We start from the raw sequence: 20,081 nt of genomic DNA on the forward strand, positions 1-20,081 counted from the left end.
ATTGACGATGCAGAGACTTCTCAAAAACCGCGAAATCTTGCTGGCCGGCATCATCATCCTGATGATCATTGGCTTTTCGATGCGCGCTCCCGGTTTTGAAAAACCGGCCAATCTCGTCAATATCTTCAACGACACATCCATTCTCATCATTCTGGCGCTTGGCCAGATGGGCGTGATCCTGACGAAATCGATCGATCTTTCCGTCGCCGCGAACCTTGCCTTTACCGGCATGGCGGTGGCCATGACCAATGCGGCCTTTCCCGGCGTGCCATTGCCTGTTCTCATTGCCATGGCCATCGGCATCGGTGCATGTCTTGGCGGCATCAACGGCTTTCTCGTCTGGGCACTGCGCATTCCGCCGATTGTTGTGACACTGGGTACCCTCACCATCTATCGCGGCATGGCCTTTGTGTTGTCGGGTGGTGGCTGGGTCAACGCGCACCAGATGTCGCCAAGTTTCCTCAATATTCCACGGCTGCCGATCCTTGGTGTTCCGGTCCTCTCCTGGATTGCCGTGTTCATCATTGCTGGCGCATGGCTGGTTCTGACACGCACCTCGTTTGGCCGCTCTACCTTTGCATCGGGCGGTAACCCCAACGCCGCGATCTATGCCGGTATTGATGTTGGACGAACACGGTTCCTTGCCTTCGTGCTATCCGGCGCGCTGGCCGGTCTGGCGGGTTATCTCTGGGTGTCACGTTACGCCGTTGCCTATGTCGATATTGCCGCCGGTTTTGAACTCGACAGCGTAGCAGCGAACGTGATTGGCGGCATTTCGATTGCCGGTGGTATTGGCTCAGTGGCAGGAGCTGTCCTTGGCGCCCTGTTTCTCGGCGTCATCAAAAATGCCCTGCCGGTGATTGGCATCTCACCCTTCGCGCAGATGGCGATTTCCGGCATCGTTATTGTCCTTGCGGTCGTCTTCAACGCCCGCGCTGAAGCGAAGAAGGGCCGCATCATCCTGCGGGATCAGGCCGCAAAAGATACAGCGAAGGAGGTTGCGGCATGAGCATCTCACACACCGAAAACACCTCAGTCCGCGTTATTCCTGACAAGCTCGGCACCCCGTTCAAACGCATCATGTCCAGCTGGGAAGTGCTATTGCTGGGTGTGGCGATCCTGATCTTCGTCGCCAACTCCTTTGCCTCGCCCTACTTCCTCAATGCCTGGAACCTGTCGGACGCCACCTTCAACTTCACGGAAAAGGCAATGATCGCCTTTGCCATGGCGTTGTTGATCATTGCCGGCGAGATCGATCTTTCGGTTGCTGCCATCATCGCATTGGCCTCCACCGCCATGGGTTATGCCGTCCAGATGGGGGTCGGCACGCCGGGCCTCGTTGCGATTGGTATTGGCACCGGCCTTCTCTGCGGTGCGTTTAACGGCTTTCTGGTGGCAGGGCTGAAGCTGCCATCAATTGTTGTCACCATCGGCACCATGAGCCTGTTTCGTGGCATTTCCTACATGGTGCTGGGTGACCAGGCCTATGGCAAATATCCAGCCGATTTTTCCTATTTCGGTCAGGGCTACGTGTTCTGGGTCATATCATTCGAATTTGTGCTGTTCATCGTAATGGCGGTGATTTTCGCCATTCTGCTGCACGCCACGAATTTCGGCCGCCAGGTTTTCGTTATCGGTAGCAATCCCTTTGCCGCACGATTTTCCGGCATTCCAGTCGAGCGGGTTAAATTCATCCTGTTTCTGCTGACGGGATTGATGAGCGGTATTGCTGCCGTCTGCCTCACCTCGCGCCTTGGCTCCACCCGCCCGTCGATTGCGCAGGGCTGGGAGCTGGAAGTCGTGACGATGGTGGTACTGGGTGGCGTGTCCATTCTTGGCGGCTCCGGCACAATTGGCGGTGTTGTCATTGCCGCCTTCGTTATGGGGCTTGTGACCTTCGGTCTTGGCCTTCTCAATGTACCGGGCATCGTGATGTCCATTTTTGTCGGCCTGCTTTTGATCGTTACCATCGCACTTCCGATCATCGTTCGCCGCTTTCGGACCATGAGGTAAGCCATGCCGGATCTGGAAAAACACGCCTTCAAGATGAAACTGTTTCCCGGCATGGAAGCCGAATACAAAAAACGCCATGACGAGATCTGGCCGGAACTGGTGACCCTGCTGCATGAGGCAGGCGTCAGCGATTACTCCATCCATCTCGATCATGAGACCAACATTCTGTTTGGTGTGCTGACCCGCCCTAAAAATCACGGCATGGCGGCCCTGCCCGACCAGCCGGTGATGAAAAAATGGTGGGCGCACATGGCCGACATCATGGAGAGCAATCCGGATAATTCCCCCGTTGCAACCGACCTCGTGACCGTGTTCCATCTGAAATGAACAGTGCATCCGCTTCCCATCGCGTCGCCGTCATCGACATCGGCAAGACCAACGCCAAGGTGGTCGTACTCGATACGACAACAGGTGCCGAAATCGCCGTTGAACGTCGGCCTAACACCGTCATCAAAAGCGGGCTTTATCCGCATTACGACGTCGAGGCTCTCTGGCAGTTCATTCTTACAAGCCTGAAGACATTCGCCGTTACACCCGGTTTCGATGCCATCTCCATCACCACCCATGGCGCATCTGCCGCGTTGCTGGATGAAATTGGGCAGCTGGCAATGCCGGTGCTCGATTACGAGCATGCCTACCCTGCCCAGATCAGGGAGGATTACATTTCGCTACGCCCTGATTTTGCGGAAACCGGCTCACCCTTGCAGTCGGTCGGCCTTAATCTCGGCGCGCAAATTCACTACCAGAAGACTGCCTTCTCTACCGTTTTTCAGACGGTCCGCAGCATTGTTACCTATGCCCAATATTGGGCTGCGCGGTTAACCGGTGTTCTTGCAACCGAAGTCACATCGCTTGGTTGCCATACCGATTTGTGGAACCCACGGACAAAAGACTTTTCGTCTTTGGTTGATACGCTCAACATTCGCCAGTTGATGGCGCCTGTCCGCTCAGCCTTCGACATCTTGGGGCCCGTACGGCAAGAGATTGCCACCGAGATCGGCCTGTCGAAACAGATTCCGGTTTATTGCGGCATTCACGATTCCAACGCTTCGCTGTTACCGCACCTTCTCAAGCGCGATGGAGATTTTTCCGTCGTCTCGACCGGGACATGGGTGGTGAATTTCGCAATTGGCGGCGCGCTCGATCAACTGGACCCAACACGCGATACGTTGACCAATGTCGATGCCTATGCCCGTCCCGTTCCGTCATCCCGTTTCATGGGCGGCCGTGAATATGAAATGCTGAGCCAGCAGTTCGGCAGCGTACCAGCCGTGGAGATTGAAGCCGCGTTACCCACAGTGCTGACACATGGCATGATGTTGTTGCCAAGTGTGGTCAAAGGGTCTGGTCCATTTCCGAACGAGGATGCCCGGTGGGTTGCAGACAAGGACGCCAACAATGCCGAGCGGCATGCAGCGGCAGCGCTTTATCTGGCCTTGATGACGGATGTCAGTCTCGGACTACTTGGTCGCAAAGGGCCAATCCTCGTTGAAGGGCCGTTTGCCAAAAATGCCCTTTATCTCAAGGCGCTTTCCAGTTTTGCCAATACTGATGTGATTGCGATTGGTGGCTCGACGGGCACCAGCGCTGGCGCGGCTCTGCTAACGGGGTCATCACCCACCACACAAGACAGTCGCGAAATTGTTGCGGGGAGGCTCGAGGTCGGTGAATACAAACGCCACTGGCATGCGGCGATGGAGCGTGTTGCCGGCTGAAAAAATCCAGCAAACGCTGAGATCAAGGGCTTCCCGATCGATAAACGGGAAGCCCTTGTTGTTTCAGGCGTCGAGACTGACGGCGCGTGCACCTTCCGTGTCGAACACATGCAGGTGCTGGCCAGGGAAATCCACCCGCACCTTGGGACCAGCCGACAGAGCGGCACGATCCAGCGTGAAAATCTTGAACGGCAGGCCATGCAGTGACAGGTGAATGATGATGCCAAAACCGGTCGGCTCGATCAGTTCAACATCGGCCTCAATGCCACCCGTTTCGACCATGGTGACATGCTCGGGGCGAATGCCGAGGGTGACAGACGCGTTCTCATGCAGCTTGACCGGCTTTGCCAGTTTCATGACCGTGCCATCGGCAAGGCGAACACCATGGCTACCATCCTGCGCAACATAGGTGCCGGTCAGGAAGTTCATGCCCGGAGAACCGATAAACCCGGCAACGAACAGGTTGGCTGGGGTATCGTAAAGTTCGAGCGGTGTGCCGACCTGCTGCACCACGCCACCATTCATGGCAACGATACGGTCAGCCAGTGTCATGGCTTCGATCTGGTCGTGGGTCACATAGATCGAGGTTGCCTTGAGGTCGGCATGCATTTTCTTGATTTCAGCGCGCATCTGTTCACGCAGGCGGGCATCGAGATTGGAAAGCGGCTCGTCAAACAGGAAGGCCTTGGGTTGGCGCACGATGGCACGCCCCATGGCGACGCGCTGACGCTGGCCACCCGAGAGCGCCTTGGGGCGGCGTTCCAGCAACGGATCAAGCCCCAGTTTCGCGGCCGCACCGCTGACGGCAGCGGCAATCTTTTCCTTGGCGGTTTTGCGAAGCCGAAGGCTGTAGCTCATATTGTCGGCAACCGACATATGCGGATAAAGCGCGTAGGACTGGAACACCATGGCGATATCGCGGTTCTTCGGTGCGACGTCGTTGACGCGGTTTCCTTCAATGCGGATGTCACCGGACGAAATATCTTCCAGACCGGCAATCATGCGCAGTAGCGTGGACTTGCCGCAGCCGGACGGTCCAACCAGGACGATAAATTCCCCGTCCTGAATTTCCAGATCGACCCCATGCAGCACCGGATAGTTGCCATAGGTTTTGCGAACATTTTGAATATCGATAGATGCCATAATAGAGCTCCTAGCCTTTCACCGCGCCGGCGGTGAGGCCTTGAACAAGGTAACGCTGGATCAGCAGGAAGAAGACGCAGGCCGGGATAAGCGCAAGAACGCCCGCCGCCATCATCTGTCCAAAGTCCACCGAGAATTTTGAAACGAAGGTCAGAAGGCCGACCGGGAATGTCGCCGCGTCGTTGCCGGAGATCAGCATCAGCGCAAACAGCAGTTCGCTCCAGGCCGCGGTAAAGACGAAGCCGAGGGTTGCCGCTACGCCGGGAAGCGTCAAAGGCAGAATGATCTGCCGGAAGGCAACAAAACGGCTGGCGCCATCAATCATCGCTGCCTCTTCCAGATCCTTCGGAATTCCATCAAAGAAGGACTGCATCAGGAAGGTGGCAAACGGCACGTTGAAGGCGGTGTAAACCACAACGAGCCCGGTCAGGCTGTTGGTCAGGCCAAGCGGCGACAGCATCTTGAAGATTGGCGCAACCAGCATGACCAGCGGAAACATCTGGGTCAGCAGCATCAGGCCGACGATCCAGTATTTCGCCTTGAAGTCGAAACGCGACAGCGCGTAACCGGACAAAGATGCAAGGATTGTCACGACAACGGCTGTCGAACCGGCAACGATCAGGCTGTTCTTGAAGAACACTGGAAAAGCACTATGGGCAATAACGAAGCTGAAATGGTCAAATGTCATGCGCGACGGCCACATGCGCACACCTTCGCTGTAGAGCAGGTCATTTGGCGTGACCGACACCTTCAACAACCAGTACAACGGGAAAAGCGCAACGACCACATAGACCAGAATGGCAAGACGATGAGCGCCGATGGAGATAACTTTATTGGCTCTCATGGGATCAATCCTTCTTCAACATCGATTGGCGCAGCAGGATAATCAGCATCGAATAGGCCAGGAGAAGAACCAGCAACACCAGCGCGATAGCCGAAGCGTAACCAAAATCCAACCGCTTGAAAGCCTGCGTGAAAATGTAACTTGCGACGATCTGCGTGCGGTCTGCCGGACCACCATTGGTCATGACGATGATCAGATCGGCGAAATTGGAAATCCAAACGGTTCTGAGCAGCACGGTGATGGCAATGGTCGGCGCCAGAAACGGCAACGTAATCGACATGAAACGCTGGACAGGACCTGCGCCATCGATTTCGGCCGCTTCATAAATATCACGCGGGATGGCCTGCAAGGCAGCCAGCAGCGTGATGGCGAAGAACGGAATGCCCCACCAGATATTGGCGACAATTGGTCCCCACATGGCAAGTTGTGGATCGGACAGGATGTTGTTGGGCGCATCCAGAATGCCGAGTGCATGCAGCCAGTGTGGCAGCGGGCCGATCAGCGGATTAAACAACCATGCCCAGTTGAGGCCGGCCAGAAATGTCGGCACCGCCCAAGGCAGGAAGACCAGCGCCTGGACAAGTCCACGGCCATAAAAGGGTTTGTCGAGCAGCAATGCCAGAATAAGGCCAAACACAAACTGCAGGAACACCGAGGCACCGGTCCACCACAGCGTGTTTTTCAGAGCGCGGTAAAAGGCCTGGTCCTGCGACAGCGTTTTGAAATGTTCAATGCCGATAAAGCCGCCTGAAAACGGATTGAGAAGCTGCACATCCCGAAATGCATAGGACACGCCCAGTGCCAATGGCACCAGCATGACGGCGGCAATCAGGATGAGCGACGGCGCACTGTAGAGCCAAGGCTCACTCTTGTGCGCCAGCCGCTGCAAAAATGGTCGTCTGTCCTGGCGCCGCGTGTGCGGAAGGGCAGTGTTGTTCATGGAAGGCATTCCTGTTCTGGCCTTTTGGCGGTCGCCTTGCGCCACCACTCTTTATCAGGGCTTTCGGAGATCAAACCGACAGCAAGTCACGGTGCGGGGCTGAACCCCGCACCGCACTTCGTTTTACTGCTTGGCAAGGTGCTTCTGCTGCGCCTTGGTCAGGTAGTCTGCCCACTGGTTGGCCAGATCTTCCGGAGTGATGTCGCCCAGCAAGGCCTCCTGCGAGGTCTTGATCACAAGCGAATCCTTGAAGAAGGCAAATTCTTCCAGATAGGTCGGCATGGTGGTTGGCACGGCATCCTTGTCTTCCAGTTCGGCAAACCAGCCCTTGAACTGTTCACTGGCATAGAACGGGTCTTTTTCAGCCGACTTGTGAACCGGAAGAGCGCCGGTCTTTTTGTTCCACTCGATGTTGCCCTCTGGGCCTTCGAGCGTTTCAATCAGCTTCCAGGACAGATCCTTGTCCTTGGACGACGCCATCATCGACCAACCAGCAAAGCCGATTGTCGGGAAGGTCTTGCCATCAGGACCCTTTGGCATGGTCATGATACCATAGTCTTCCGACTTCATGCGCTCGGCAATCGCAATCAGAGCGTCCGGATCCTGGTCAAGGAAGGCGCAGGTGCCCGTGTAGAAGCCGGCAACGATTTCGTTGAAGCCCCAGTTGACGCTGTCCTTCGGTGCATAACCGTTCTTGTAGAGATCGATCAGCCATGTCAGACCCTTGACCCAGCCTTCGCTGTTCATCGTCGAAGTGCCGTCCTCATTGAAGAACTTGTTGGAGCCGGCCATAGATGCGCCGAACATGATCCAGCCATTCAGGCCACCGGGACCACCACGAAGGCAATAACCGTATTTGCCCGGCAGTGCCGAAATCTTCTTCGAGGCTTCGGTGAACTCATCCATGGTCTTTGGCGGTTCGCTCACACCTGCTTCCGACAGCAGTTTCTTGTTGTAGAACATGGCGCGCAGATAGAAGCCGTAAGGCAGCATATAGGCCGTGTCTTTGACGTCGCGGCCAAGTTCAAGCGCACGCGATGTCAGACCTGGTGTGTGCTCCCACTTTGCGAGATATGGCTCAAGGCTTTCGAGCATGCCATTGTTGGCATAAAGCGACAGCCAGGTATCCGGCATTTCGATAACGTCAGGCACTTCGCCAGCCGATACCATGGTTGCAAATTTCTGGAATGCCTCCCCCCAAGGAAGCGAAATGATCTCAACTTTGGTGCGCGGGTTCGCTGCCTCAAACTTGGCGACGATGGACTTCAAGGTCTCGGTCCGTTCAGGGCTGGTAATAACCTCCACCAGCTTCAATGTCGTGTCCGCAAGTGCCGTGCCTGCCATCATCGAGGCAAAAACCGCAGCGGTCAGCAGCTTCTTCATCATTCCAGTTCCCCCTGTTGTTGGGTTTCGTTGGTTGTCGTTACTCCATCAGGTCGCAGCAGCGATGGCCGCTTCCAGATCTCCCCAAAGCGCATCTGTCCCCTCAAGACCGACATGCAGCCGCACCGAACGGGCGCTGATGCCGAAGGTCTGGGCTGAATTGGGCTGCGCTTTTTGTTCAAGCACCACCTCGCCGGGAACGATCAGACTTTCATGACCGCCCCAGCTGACGCCGAGCTTGAAAAATTTAAGCTGATCCGCAAAAGCGCGCACATTCACGCCTTCCCGGAAAATGAATGAAAACAGGCCCGATGTGCCGTTCAGACCGGTCGGCAGGCGATTGGCCAAAGCCGGATGGCAGACGGTTTCCACGACATCAAGGTCCTGAAGTTTGCGGGCAATCGTCAGTGCCGATTGCTCATGCGCCTTCATGCGGATCGGCAATGTGCGCATGCCACGGATCAGCAGCCATGCATCGAACGGCGAAAGCTTGCCGCCAAGATATGGATAGGCCTCCCCGCGAATGCGGCTGATCAGCTCCTTCGAACCGGCAACCACACCGGCGACAACATCACTGTGGCCACCGAGATATTTGGAGGCCGAATGCAGGACAATATCAACGCCCAGCTTCAAAGGTTGCTGGAAGATCGGGCTGGCCCAGCTGTTATCGATGACGCTGATGATGCCGTGTTTGCGGGCGATTGCGGCCAATGCGCCAACATCATGCGCCTCCATGACCCAGCTGGTCGGGCTTTCCATGTAGAACAGCTTGGCGCCGGGAAGCGCCTTGGCAACGGCTTCTTCGTCGCGACCATCCACATAGGTCACCTCAACCCGCATGCGCTTGAGAAGTGTTCCAAACAGGCGGAAGGCATCCGGGTAAACGTGACGCACGGCAACGATCCGATCGCCCGGCTCGACGAATGACAGGACGGTCGACGAAATCGCTGACATGCCGCTGGCAAACCCGATGGCATCTTCTGCGCCTTCCAGCTTGGCAAGCATTTCCTCGAAGGCGCGGACCGTCGGGTTCAAACCACGGGTATAGACCGGACGGGACTTTTCGCCGCGATAGGTCGAGACCATCTCGTCATAGCTGGAGAAAGTGAACAGCGAGGTCTGCACGATTGGCGGGACAACGGCCTCGTAGGCATTTTCTTCATCGTGGGCGACGATCTGTGACGCAAGATCGAACGTGCCGGTCACATCATTCATTTGGACATTTCCTTGATATCTTCCTCGACAATATCGAGGATTTTCAGTGTTTCACGGCGTGCCGCTTCAGTGTCCTGCGCGGCAATCGCGTTAAATAGCGTGCGATGGAATGGGAACGAGCGGCGCGCAAAATCCGGTCGATCAAAGGGCTGATCCCAGAACTGCTCAAAAGCCTCTCGCATCTGCTCCAGCAACTGGCGGAACAGCGGATTATGCGTGGCGTCATAAATGGCCAGATGAAACTCGAGGTCCTGACGACCGGAAGTGCCCCTTTCGAGATGTGCCCGCTCCATTTCGTCGAGTTTCTGCTCAATGGTCACGACATCGGTGGCGGTGCGGCGGCGCGCAGCCACCATGCTGGCTTCCACTTCGATGCCGCGCCGCACTTCCAGCGTTTGGAGCAGAATGTCGCGCAGGTTCACCGTTTCGAGGGACAATGGCATGTGAATTGTCGCTGTGGTGACAGGCTTCAGCAGATAGGTTCCGCTGCCTTTACGGGTTTCCATGACGCCCAGCGCCTGGAAATGCCGGATCACTTCGCGGATGGTCGAGCGACCAACAGCAAGCGCTGCCATCAACTCGCGCTCGGCAGGCAAACGGTCACCCGTCTTGAGGCTGGCTCTGTCGATGTAATCCGACAATGCGCTGGTCACCTGTGCCACACGATCAATTGGTGGCAGTGGCGCGATTGACGGCCTCTCCTGTTTAACCTTCACGTTTTTTCCCCGACGACCTATTAATTGGTCTGACATCTTAGCATTATGCCGCATTAACGATCTGTCAAGGTCGAGGTTGGATCAGTTTGTTCTGTTTTTTCAAATTCTGAAAAACAAGCTGACGTGCGGAGTTCTGGCGTGCCACTCCGCGGAAAACATCAACAATTACAATGGCGAAATTAAATAGCGCGCTATGAAATTTCCTATGCTGAGCAGCCAAACGAATGTGTGAAGGCTTTATAGCAGAAGAAACCAATCAGAAGCGGTCTGCGACCTGAATGCCAGCCGGTCCGAGAATAACCGCGATCAGAACGGGCAGGAAAAACAGGATCATCGGAACGGTCAACTTAGGAGGCAGAGCCGCCGCCTTCTTTTCAGCCTCATTCATGCGCTCGTCACGGCCTTCCTGCGCCAGAACACGAAGTGCCTGCGCCAATGGCGTACCATAACGTTCAGCCTGGATAAGAGCCTGCGTCACGCTTTTGACGATGTCGAGCTGGGTGCGGATGCCGAGGTTTTCGAGCGCGGTGCGGCGGTCCTGAAGGAATGACAGTTCTGCTGTCGTCAGCACCATTTCTTCCGCCAACTCCGGAGACTGGTCACCCATTTCATCGGCGACGCGGCGCATTGCCGCTTCCATTGATATGCCTGACTCAACACAGATCAGCATCAGGTCGAGCGCGTCCGGCCAGGCGCGCTTGATCGACAATTGGCGCTTTTTCATCTGGTTGGAGATGTAAATATTGGGGCTGTAAAAGCCGATATAGGCAACAACAAGCACCACCAGAATACGAACTGGCATCGCTTTTTCGGCAAGATTTCCAAGGCCGAAAACCCAGACTATTGCCAAAATCAAAAACACGAATGGCAGAATGAAGCGTGCAGCAAGAAATGTGTTCAGGGCGTTCTGCGAACGATAACCTGCAGCGCGCAGCTTGTTCATGGTGTTTTCATCGACCAGCGCTTCACGCAGGTTGAACCTCTCCACGATCTTGCGGGCCGATTTGTTGTTGGAGGTTCGCAGTGAACCCTTGTTGCTGAGCTCTGCTTGCATGCGCTCACGTTCACGGCTGCGGATCTGATCGCGTTCCGTGGAGACAGCCTTCATGCGTTTGTTCAGGTCACCCTTTTCGAAATAGGGCAAGACAAGCGTGTAGAGTGTTGCAAAAACGGCCAATGCCACCAGCAGCGCCATGATCATGGTCGGATTGGTCAGGCTTTTTGCGAGTTGCTCAGACATGCGCCGCCGCCCTCAAATATCGAAATTGATCATGTTGCGCATCACCAGAATGCCAATCGACATCCACACCCCTGACACACCGAGGATAATATGTCCTCTCGGGTCGTTAAACAGGTGCATGATGTAATCAGGCGAGGTCATGTAAACCAGAAACGCCACAATAAAGGGCAAGGCGCCGATGATGACGGCAGAGGCCTTTGCTTCCATGGAAAGAGCACTGACCTTCGCCTTCATCTTCTTGCGTTCACGCAAGACCTTGGAAAGATTGGCAAGCGCTTCCGACAGATTGCCACCTGCCTGCGCCTGAATGGTAATGACGGTCGCAAAGAAATTTACTTCCGAAAGCGGCATGGTCAGTGTCATGCGTGTGGCTGCTTCGGGAATGCTCAAACCCAGTTGCTGGGAATCCAGAATGCGCTGGAATTCGGTTTTGACCGGCTCTTGACCGTCGGCTGCAATCAGCCGCACCGCGTCGTTCAGCGGCAAACCTGATTTGATCGACCGGCACATGACGTCGAGTGAATTGGGAAACTCGTTCAGAAACTGGCGTTTGCGACGCCCCACCAGAAAGCCAAGGATCCAACGCGGCAAACCAAATCCGCCCACAAAGGACGCGGCAAGAACAACGAGAAGCGGCAGGCCCGACAACAAAGCCAGCAGGAAAATGACCAGGCCGACCACCGCACTGATGACGTAAAACTTGCTGACCGTGATCGACAATCCAGCCTGCGTGATCTTGCCTTTGAGGCTGATATCGCGGTTCTTTTTGTTCTTTTCCTGCTGCCTTTTTTCCAGGTCTTTCAGATTGTCCTGAACGGATTTTCGCCGTTTGCTCAGTTCCTGAACCCTGTCACGGGCCGCCTTGATCTTAACGCGATCCGTCTCGGCAGATTTGACACGATTGACACGGCTTGCCGTCTTGTTTTCAACCTCAATGCGCTGAAACAGAAACGCATACGCCAGCGCGGCGGCAGAAATGCCGACCAGCGCAACAAGCATAAATATCGTCAATCCATTGGCAGCCATCTATCGCTTCAATCCTATTGCGATTTCTTTTCCATCTCATCGAGTGCAGCCGCCAAACGGCGCTCCTCGTTGTAATACCGGGCGCGATCCCAAAAATGTGGTTTGCCGATACCGGTCGACACATGGCGACCAATCAGGCGGCCTTGTGCATCTTCACCTTCAATTTCGTACCGCACGAGATCCTGGGTGATGATCACGTCACCTTCCATGCCGACCACCTCGGTAATGTGTGTGATGCGGCGTGAACCATCACGAAGACGGGTCGCCTGAATAACCACATCCACAGAACCAGCGATAATTTCGCGGACAGTTTTGGCCGGCAGGCTGAAACCGCCCATGGCGATCATCGATTCCATACGGCTGAGGCATTCACGCGGCGAGTTGGAGTGGATGGTGCCCATTGAACCATCGTGACCGGTGTTCATGGCCTGCAGCAGGTCAAAAACCTCCGATCCGCGCACTTCACCAACGATGATGCGTTCCGGGCGCATACGAAGGCAGTTCTTGACCAGATCACGCATGGTGATCTCTCCCTCGCCTTCAATATTTGGCGGACGCGTTTCAAGGCGCACCACGTGAGGCTGCTGCAATTGCAGTTCTGCGGTATCTTCGCAGGTGATCACACGCTCGTTCTTGTCGATATAACTGGTCAGGCAGTTCAGCAGTGTCGTCTTACCGGAACCGGTACCACCTGAAATCACCACGTTACAGCGCACGCGGCCAATGATTTGCAGAACGGCGGCGCCTTCCGGCGTGATTGCCCCAAACCTGACAAGCTGATCAAGCGTCAGCTTGTCTTTCTTGAACTTACGGATTGTCAGCGCAGGACCATCAATGGCTAGCGGTGGTGCGATAACGTTGACACGCGAACCATCCGGCAGACGGGCGTCGCAGATCGGGCTTGCTTCATCAACGCGACGGCCAACCTGGCTGACGATGCGCTGGCAAATCGACAGAAGCTGCGAATTGTCACGGAAGCGCACTTCCGATTCTATGGTTTTGCCATCCACTTCGATAAAGGTCTGGCCGGACCCATTGACCATGATATCGGCGATATCGTCGCGCGCCAGAAGTGGTTCCAGCGGGCCGTAACCAAGAACGTCATTGCAGATATCATCGAGCAATTCTTCCTGCTCGGAAATCGACATGGCGAAATTCTTGATGGTGATGATATCGTTGACGATATCGCGAATTTCGTCGCGTGCGCTTTCATTGTCCAGCTTGGAAAGCTGCGACAAATCGATGGTGTCGATCAGCGCGGAAAACACCTGGCCCTTGGTTTTATAATACTCTTCGGTGCGGGCCATTTTTTTGCGCTGGGGTGCTGGCGCATTGGACTGCAGCGGAGGCGGAGAAACCTGCTGGCGAGAAACGACCGGTTCTATCGTCTCGATCTTTTCCGGTTTCGGCATGACAGGCGCAAGGGTCGGTGCAGACGGGCTAACCAGACCGACGCCTCCAACTTTGCCACTGCCTTCGTTCCCGCGTTTTCCAAACATGCCAGTCTTCCAGTTGCCCAATCTTACGGTTGCTTCATGCGGCAAATTACTTCCGCTTCAGCATTTCCATAATTTTACCCAGACCCGGCTTCTTTGCCTTTTTGGCAGTCGCGCGCCCGGTTACCAGGTGGGATATTTGTGAGAAAGTTTCCGCGATTGGTGATTTCGCATCGATTTCACTGATCATCCGGCCGCTATTGGCGGCATTGCCAAAAAGCTGAACATCAAACGGAATGATGGCGATCGGCGCCGTTTCAAGCGGTTCGAAGAAATCTGCAGGTGCGATCTCCGGGCGTTTCGCCATGCCAACCTGATTGAGGACCAGGTGCGGCGGCTTGTCGTTCGGGCGCATTTTCTTCAAGGAATCGAGCATGTTCTTGGTGTTGCGCAGGTTGGCAAGATCAGGAACAGCGGTGATGACCACTTCATCCGCTTCCGCCAGCACGTTGCGTGTCCACTCGCACCAGCCATGCGGAATATCGAGCACCGCGACAGGGGCCGTCCGCTGCAGCAATTCCATCACCGGTTGGAATGCCACACGATCAAAGTCATAGGCACGGTCCAGCATCGATGGAGCCGCCAGAAGCGACAGATGCTCGGAGCATTTGGTCAACAGGCGATCAAGGAACATTTCGTCCAGACGCTCTGGCGAAAACACCGCCTCGGCAATGCCCTGTGCCGGGTCCTGATCGAAATCGATATTGGCTGTTCCGAAGGGAAGATCAAAATCGGCCAGAATGGTTTCGGTCGAAAACAGGCTGGAAATTCCAAATGCACAGTTATGCGCAATGGTAGATGAACCAACCCCACCCTTGGCACCGATGAAGGCGATATTTCGGCCCAAAGGCTCAGCTTCCGGGTCAACGAAAATGGCGGAAATGGCTGACAGGACGTCAGGCATTTTCACCGGCGCAACCAGATATTCGGAAATGCCGTTACGGATCAGATCGCGGTAGAGGGAAATATCGTTGAAATGTCCGACGATGATAACCCGGGTGGATGGGTCGCACACTTCGGCAAGCGGGGCCAACTCATCCATCAGTCTCGACGGCTCGCAGGTGGTTTCCAGAATGATGAGGTTTGGCGTTGGCGACGATGAGAACATGCCGGCAGCTGCCGCAATATCACCGTTGGTGATACGCAGGCTTACCTTGCCCATGCGCCGATCACCGCCCAAACGCTCCATGACGCGCTGCATGGCTTCGCTTTCGCAGAAGCTATGAATGGAAATCCGCGGTAATGGCCGCAAACCTTCCAAATCGACGGGCTTGTGCGCATCGTCGAGGTCAGCTTCGTCAGCGCCTTTGCCTTTGATTTCGTATTCTATCGCGTTCATGTTTCACCTGTCAGGAAAAAGAGTACCAGCCCGCATCAGTCGGCGGACGCGGTATTATCTCCGTTGCGATACCCATCAATGACAACAGACCGGCGTTCGGCATCGATTGGTGTCATTCCGCGCGGTGCGACCAGATCCATCGGGTTGGCGATCTGGGCCGCAAGATTGTTCTGCGTTGCGCAGCCAAAATTGTGCCAGTTGCGGTTCTTCGAGGTATTGTTGGTCAGGTCTTCCGGCCATTCGCCACACTGGCCAGTCATGGCCGTTACCGCAACATAGCTGAGACGAATTGGGGCTGCATCACCCTGCGGGCTGGCAGCATACACCGTTTCGACGATTTTCCCAGCTGGCACGCCCGAGCCAGTCAGGATCGTGCGGATTTGCTTAGCGACGCGCGATGCAGCGGCAGAGTTTGGCGACCCTGATGGCATCTGTATCTGAACGATACCGGTCGACGTTCCCTTGTAACTGGACACGAAGCCTTTGATGTTGTCGGCGGCAGGCGTTGTCAAACGGCCGTCACCGGAGGCAACCGGAATATCAATCGTATGCTCTGCTTCATTGAGCGTGATGGGGTGGCGTGTGCGATAATCATCCGGAATGGCACCGGTGTTCATCCCATCGCGGGTACCGCAAGCCTGCAGCAGCCCGGCCAATGCCGTAACGGCAAGCGCAAAGGACACCCGGCGAAGCGGCGAGGCGTAAACTGTTGTCTGTGTCGCCATCATGATGGTCCCCCTCGTGCCGGGAGCGGCGGCATACGGTTTCATCTGAAGCTCCATTGTCATTTGTAGATAAACCCGACCGTGCCCTGGTATGGCGCTGCTGGCGCCTTTTCCTTGCGGCCATAGACCTTGTTGACGCGATTCATGAAATACATGGCGGCATCATTTTCAGGATTGAAGTTGTCGTCTGGACGGGCCAGCTGGTTGCGAGCCACAGGACGCACCAGATAAGGCGTGGCAATGATGACCAGTTCCGTTTCGTTGCGGATGAAGTCCTTGCTACGGAACAGCGTTCCAAAGACAGGCACCTTTGAAATACCTGGCAGACCGGACATCGCCTGGCGAATATTGTCCTGCACAAGACCGGCAATGACGATGGAGCCGCCAGATGGCAATTCAACTGTCGTGGATGCCTCACGCTTGCGGATGGACATGTAAGTTGCGCCCGGAGTACCACTCGATGTATTGCCGGTTACCGCATTACCTTCATAACTCGGTTCGGAAACATTGGTCTCGATCTTCAGGCTGATACGGCCAGGAGACAGGACAACAGGGCGGAAATTCAGTTCGATACCATAATCGACCGTGTTGGTCTGGCGGGTCAGAACTGAACGTTCACCGCCCGTCACAGGGTTTTCCTCTGTCGAGATTTCCTGCGTGCCCTGCATACGGAATTCGCCACCGACATAAAATTTGGCTTGCTCGCCAGAGATAGCGGTCAGGCTTGGTTCGGCAAGCGTACGCATAACACCGGCCTGTTCCATGGCATTGATGTAGGATGCAAAACGCATCGACCCGGAGCCGATTGCACCAGTGATAACTCCCGACAATGGATTTACGGCCGATCCCAGATTGGCAGGATTTGCAAAAGAGAAACCATCACCACTGGAGGTGCTGCCAATCGAACCGTTGAAGCCAAGCTGCTTGAGTACCTGCCTGCTGACCTCAGCAACCGTCACCTTCAGTGTGACCTGATCCTCACCTTCAATCGTCAGCATATTGACGATTTGCGATGTCTGACGGTCTTCAGCAAAGATGGCAGCATCACCGCCATTGTCGCCACCGGTCAGGGTCAAATTGCGGGTAGTCGCCTCACCACCCTTAAGGAAGGCCTCGGCCAACTGGACGGCACGTGCGGAATCCTGCGGTGTTCTGACCGTTCCGCTGAGGACGATGTTGTCCGATACGATCTCGACCTTGATGTCAGACTCGGCAATGAACCGGCGCAGATTGGCCTCAAGGCCATTGATGTCACGTTCGACCTCTAGATCGAGGCTTACGATTTCTTCGCCATGGGCACCGAAAATGAAGATGTTGGTTTGACCAACCGATTTGCCAAACAGATAGATGCGACGTGAGGTGCGGGTCACGGCATCTGCCATGCTCGGATCCGCGACGAGAATGTCATGTGCATCCTGCGGCAAGTCGACAACCAGAGCCTTGTTGAGACCCAGTTTGAGGCGTTTACGGGTGCCTTGGCCACTATCCGTGATACGAATAATGCTTTGAGATGCGGCCTGCGCTTCAGACAGATGAAAGCCGTAAGGTGTGACGTTGCCCGGAATGCCGGAAAAAGCCAGGCAGAATGCCAGGCTTGCTGCGACGGAGGAACGGAATGTCCGTTTGATGTTTTTCACGTTTCCTCTCCCGCTCATTGTGATGCACCCTGTTCTTGCCCGTTTTTGACGATCGAGCCTGATTTGATGACCTGAATTTCAGGTTGGCCACTGCTGCCGCTCAACAGATAATCAGCTGAAACGGTATCGCTTTCACGCGCGTCAGATACCGAACGCAATGACAGGGTCAGCCTGTCGGCCATTTGCTGGGCAACGGTGATGATGCGAGCCTGATCCGGTGTCAGTTCAAGGGTCGCTGTTGCACCAACAACCGAGGCAACGCCGTCTTCGCCCTCGCGAATTTGCTGGTCGATCGCCAGGACCCTGACATTGTTGAGCACGTTTTCGGTCTGGAAGGAGCCTGCGTCACCCTTGCGGACCATGATCACGTCCACACGGTCATTGGGCAGAACAAAGCCGCCAGCACCCGTTGCAACCGAAATTTCGGTCGCAACAGCACGTTTTCCGGAAGGAAGCAGAGCGGACATGATGCTCGTGTTGGAATCAACGACCTTTTCCGGCCGTACGGGCTCGCCCTCAAACATTGGCAGACGCACGATCGAGCCCGTCAGTTCAGTCATGGCATCCGGGCGAGCATCCTGCGTGACATATCCCTGGGTAACACTGCCTTGCGGCCAGGCAACCCAACGAACAGAATCGGGGTTAAGGCGGCTGCCAACCGGCAGATTGGCGGCAGAAACAAGCACGTTAACCGTGGGCTCTTTCTGGACAATTGCTTCCGCCTTCTCCACAACCTGCGGAGTTGAGGCAAGGTTCATAGCAATCATTCCAGCAAGACCGGCAGCAACGACTGCGACGGACAGAATGATGATACGTGCAGGTTTCATGACCGATCCTGAGGCTTTAAATTCGCCTTCTAGGATGACCTGCAATTCGTATAATTATGGTTAACGCACCACTTACATTTGTGGTTAACAAGACATTTCCAGCAAATGTCGCCGTAAACGTTGTTTTTACTACCGGCTACCTCACGAAAGACTGGCGATTGCAGCCTTGACGATTGGTGCTTCAGCATAGGTCAGCAGACCGGCAACACCAATCGCGATGCCGTAGGGTACCTTTTTTGCCGTCAGAAGCGAGTTCGGAATGGGCAAACCGGTCGACAACAGAGCAACGGCCTGCGACCGCATTAAAAGGATCAGCAGCGTCAAAATACCACCAGCATAACCGACGGCCGTCAAAAACAGGAAAAGAGATTGGTCAAAACCAAACCATATGGCCGCCGCAGTCAGGAGTTTGGCGTCTCCGCCCCCCATGACATTCATGGCAAACAGGCAAAAACACACGGAGAAAACAGCAAATGCTGCCAGAAGGCTCATGCCAATGGCAGACCATGCCATGCCGGTGAACGGCGCAACCACGAGGAAGGCACCGAGCAGAATGACGGAAACCCGGTTGGGTATGGTCATGGTGAAAAGATCAGTGAAAGCCGCAAGTGTGAGACACAGAGGCAAAATCAAAAAAATCGCAGCGATAATCATGATCGTTTTCCCCCTTCATGTGGTCGACAACAAACCTGGGCACTGATCTGAACCGGTCAGAAAAAACAGCACTGCCCCGAATGAACGGGGCAGCGTCTTTCAACACATAATGTTGAATTATGGAGCCTTAGCGCCAACTGTCAGGTATGTGGATAGGTTGTTGAACTGCGTGTTCAGCTGGTTACCGAGTGCGGTTGCACCAGTGATGAGCGCCACGGAAATCAGCGCTGCAATCAGGCCATATTCAATAGCAGTTGCACCGGACTCGTCCTTGACGAAACGTGCGAAAATCTTGGTCATGGAAACTCTCCTGGTCTACGTTGTTGTTCAGCACACCGACAACTGTTTCCGTTGTTCGGTTGCGCTGAACCTACACAGAAGCAATTGCCATCCCCTTAAGAAAAGGCCTTAACAAAACGTAAATGATCCTGGATATTCAGGATGGTAAACAACTTACCCAATACCTTGAAAAACCGGAGCTATTCTAAAAATTACACAATTTCATAAGTATTCTGGCAAAGCATCAATCTTGGAGATGCTTCATTTCAGGATTCCACGCCGCACCAGAATGAGACGCACAGGTCCAAAATGCAGACAGCACTGATTAATGTGACCCATATTGAAATGGTTAAAGCGGTTACTCGCTTAACGCTTCATTAACCAAAGATGAGCATTATCTGCGTCAAATGGAATAATTGTTGCGGCGTAAAAAAGGCATTTGATGGCAATGGCACTCCGTTCGCTGGCAAAATTGACAATTGCTGCCATGGTAATCCTGTTGCCGCTGGCAGGTGTTGCCACGTCTGACGATGACATGCTGCGGGTTTCCATGAACCATGCAAGGGTTCTGCGGTTGGATCGCCCGGTCAGCAAGGTCATTGTTGGAAATGCCAAGGTGGCTGATGCGACGGTATCGGATGCGCATACAATTGTGCTGACTGGCCGCAGTTATGGCACGACCAATCTGGTGCTTCTCGATGCCGATGGCAATGCCATTGTCGACGAGCGCATTCTGGTGTCGATCGATGAAGGCAATACGGTGCGGGTGTTCAAGCAGACAGAGCGTACGGTTTTGTCCTGCACACCAAATTGCGAGGAACATTCGCAAAGCGCGAGCCCCTGACGCCTATGCAGATATGAGAAAAGCGGCCCGAAGACCGCTTTTCAT

The 20,081-nt window shown here is 54.9% G+C and carries 20 protein-coding genes; 5 read left to right on the forward strand and 15 right to left on the reverse strand.

The annotated features are described in order from the left end of the window. Positions 1 to 7: 7 nt before the first annotated feature. Genes RT613_RS05055 through RT613_RS05070 form a run of 4 tightly spaced genes read left to right on the forward strand, consistent with a single transcriptional unit; the run spans position 8 to position 3,728 of the window. Positions 8 to 1,009, forward strand: coding sequence for an ABC transporter permease (locus RT613_RS05055; RefSeq protein ID WP_313613475.1), 1,002 nt, complete (start codon positions 8 to 10; stop codon positions 1,007 to 1,009). After that, positions 1,006 to 2,013, forward strand: a complete 1,008-nt coding sequence (locus tag RT613_RS05060) for an ABC transporter permease (RefSeq protein ID WP_313613476.1) — start codon at positions 1,006 to 1,008, stop codon at positions 2,011 to 2,013. The genes RT613_RS05055 and RT613_RS05060 overlap by 4 nt, the downstream gene beginning before the upstream one ends. 3 nt (positions 2,014 to 2,016) lie before the next feature. Next, positions 2,017 to 2,340: an L-rhamnose mutarotase gene (gene rhaM / locus RT613_RS05065; RefSeq protein WP_313613477.1), complete on the forward strand. Its 324-nt coding sequence runs from the start codon at positions 2,017 to 2,019 to the stop codon at positions 2,338 to 2,340. Then, on the forward strand, positions 2,337 to 3,728 hold the full coding sequence (locus RT613_RS05070) for an FGGY-family carbohydrate kinase (RefSeq protein ID WP_313613479.1): 1,392 nt from the start codon (positions 2,337 to 2,339) through the stop codon (positions 3,726 to 3,728). Before rhaM ends, RT613_RS05070 begins: the two co-directional genes overlap by 4 nt. A gap of 63 nt (positions 3,729 to 3,791) precedes the next feature. Here the strand turns inward: RT613_RS05070 and RT613_RS05075 are convergent, their stop codons facing one another. The 15 genes from RT613_RS05075 to RT613_RS05145 form a co-directional block, all read right to left on the reverse strand. After that, positions 3,792 to 4,871, reverse strand: a complete 1,080-nt coding sequence (locus RT613_RS05075) for a sn-glycerol-3-phosphate ABC transporter ATP-binding protein UgpC (RefSeq protein ID WP_313613480.1) — start codon at positions 4,869 to 4,871, stop codon at positions 3,792 to 3,794. A gap of 10 nt (positions 4,872 to 4,881) precedes the next feature. Continuing rightward, positions 4,882 to 5,715 (reverse strand): carbohydrate ABC transporter permease, encoded by an 834-nt coding sequence (locus RT613_RS05080; protein ID WP_313613482.1) that lies wholly within the window; start codon positions 5,713 to 5,715, stop codon positions 4,882 to 4,884. A gap of 4 nt (positions 5,716 to 5,719) precedes the next feature. Beyond that, positions 5,720 to 6,655 carry a sugar ABC transporter permease gene (locus RT613_RS05085; protein ID WP_313613484.1) on the reverse strand — a complete coding sequence of 312 codons (936 nt, stop codon included), beginning with the start codon at positions 6,653 to 6,655 and terminating at the stop codon, positions 5,720 to 5,722. Positions 6,656 to 6,778: 123 nt separating this feature from the next. Continuing rightward, entirely contained in the window at positions 6,779 to 8,038 is a 1,260-nt protein-coding gene (locus tag RT613_RS05090; protein WP_313613576.1) for a sugar ABC transporter substrate-binding protein, read from the reverse strand. 48 nt (positions 8,039 to 8,086) lie between these two features. Beyond that, positions 8,087 to 9,253, reverse strand: a complete 1,167-nt coding sequence (locus tag RT613_RS05095) for a PLP-dependent transferase (protein WP_313613486.1) — start codon at positions 9,251 to 9,253, stop codon at positions 8,087 to 8,089. Then, positions 9,250 to 10,005, reverse strand: coding sequence for a FadR/GntR family transcriptional regulator (locus tag RT613_RS05100; protein ID WP_409558765.1), 756 nt, complete (start codon positions 10,003 to 10,005; stop codon positions 9,250 to 9,252). The genes RT613_RS05095 and RT613_RS05100 overlap by 4 nt, the downstream gene beginning before the upstream one ends. Positions 10,006 to 10,225: 220 nt before the next feature. After that, complete coding sequence (locus RT613_RS05105) at positions 10,226 to 11,209, reverse strand: type II secretion system F family protein (protein WP_313613490.1); 984 nt, start codon at positions 11,207 to 11,209, stop codon at positions 10,226 to 10,228. 12 nt (positions 11,210 to 11,221) lie between these two features. Beyond that, complete coding sequence (locus RT613_RS05110) at positions 11,222 to 12,235, reverse strand: type II secretion system F family protein (protein WP_313613491.1); 1,014 nt, start codon at positions 12,233 to 12,235, stop codon at positions 11,222 to 11,224. A gap of 14 nt (positions 12,236 to 12,249) precedes the next feature. Further along, positions 12,250 to 13,734, reverse strand: coding sequence for a CpaF family protein (locus tag RT613_RS05115; RefSeq protein ID WP_313613492.1), 1,485 nt, complete (start codon positions 13,732 to 13,734; stop codon positions 12,250 to 12,252). 46 nt (positions 13,735 to 13,780) lie between these two features. Then, entirely contained in the window at positions 13,781 to 15,070 is a 1,290-nt protein-coding gene (locus RT613_RS05120) for a CpaE family protein (RefSeq protein ID WP_313613494.1), read from the reverse strand. Positions 15,071 to 15,105: 35 nt separating this feature from the next. Continuing rightward, positions 15,106 to 15,798, reverse strand: coding sequence for a CpaD family pilus assembly protein (locus RT613_RS05125; protein ID WP_409558768.1), 693 nt, complete (start codon positions 15,796 to 15,798; stop codon positions 15,106 to 15,108). A gap of 56 nt (positions 15,799 to 15,854) precedes the next feature. Beyond that, a complete protein-coding gene (locus RT613_RS05130) occupies positions 15,855 to 17,450 on the reverse strand; it encodes a type II and III secretion system protein family protein (protein WP_313613498.1) in 1,596 nt (531 codons plus the stop codon). Next, the gene (gene cpaB / locus RT613_RS05135) at positions 17,447 to 18,259 is read right to left on the reverse strand and encodes a Flp pilus assembly protein CpaB (protein ID WP_313613499.1); all 813 of its coding nucleotides are present in this window, start codon (positions 18,257 to 18,259) and stop codon (positions 17,447 to 17,449) included. Before cpaB ends, RT613_RS05130 begins: the two co-directional genes overlap by 4 nt. 141 nt (positions 18,260 to 18,400) lie before the next feature. Continuing rightward, entirely contained in the window at positions 18,401 to 18,913 is a 513-nt protein-coding gene (locus RT613_RS05140; RefSeq protein ID WP_313613501.1) for a prepilin peptidase, read from the reverse strand. A 117-nt stretch (positions 18,914 to 19,030) separates the two neighbouring features. Beyond that, positions 19,031 to 19,213, reverse strand: a complete 183-nt coding sequence (locus RT613_RS05145) for a Flp family type IVb pilin (protein ID WP_313613503.1) — start codon at positions 19,211 to 19,213, stop codon at positions 19,031 to 19,033. A 466-nt stretch (positions 19,214 to 19,679) separates the two neighbouring features. Here RT613_RS05145 and RT613_RS05150 point away from each other — a divergent pair, with 466 nt between their 5' ends. Next, on the forward strand, positions 19,680 to 20,036 hold the full coding sequence (locus RT613_RS05150; protein ID WP_409558769.1) for a pilus assembly protein N-terminal domain-containing protein: 357 nt from the start codon (positions 19,680 to 19,682) through the stop codon (positions 20,034 to 20,036). Positions 20,037 to 20,081 lie beyond the last annotated feature (45 nt).

It is taken from the genome of Agrobacterium sp., from assembly GCF_032092815.1.
In the GTDB taxonomy this organism is placed as follows: Bacteria; Pseudomonadota; Alphaproteobacteria; order Rhizobiales; family Rhizobiaceae; genus Agrobacterium.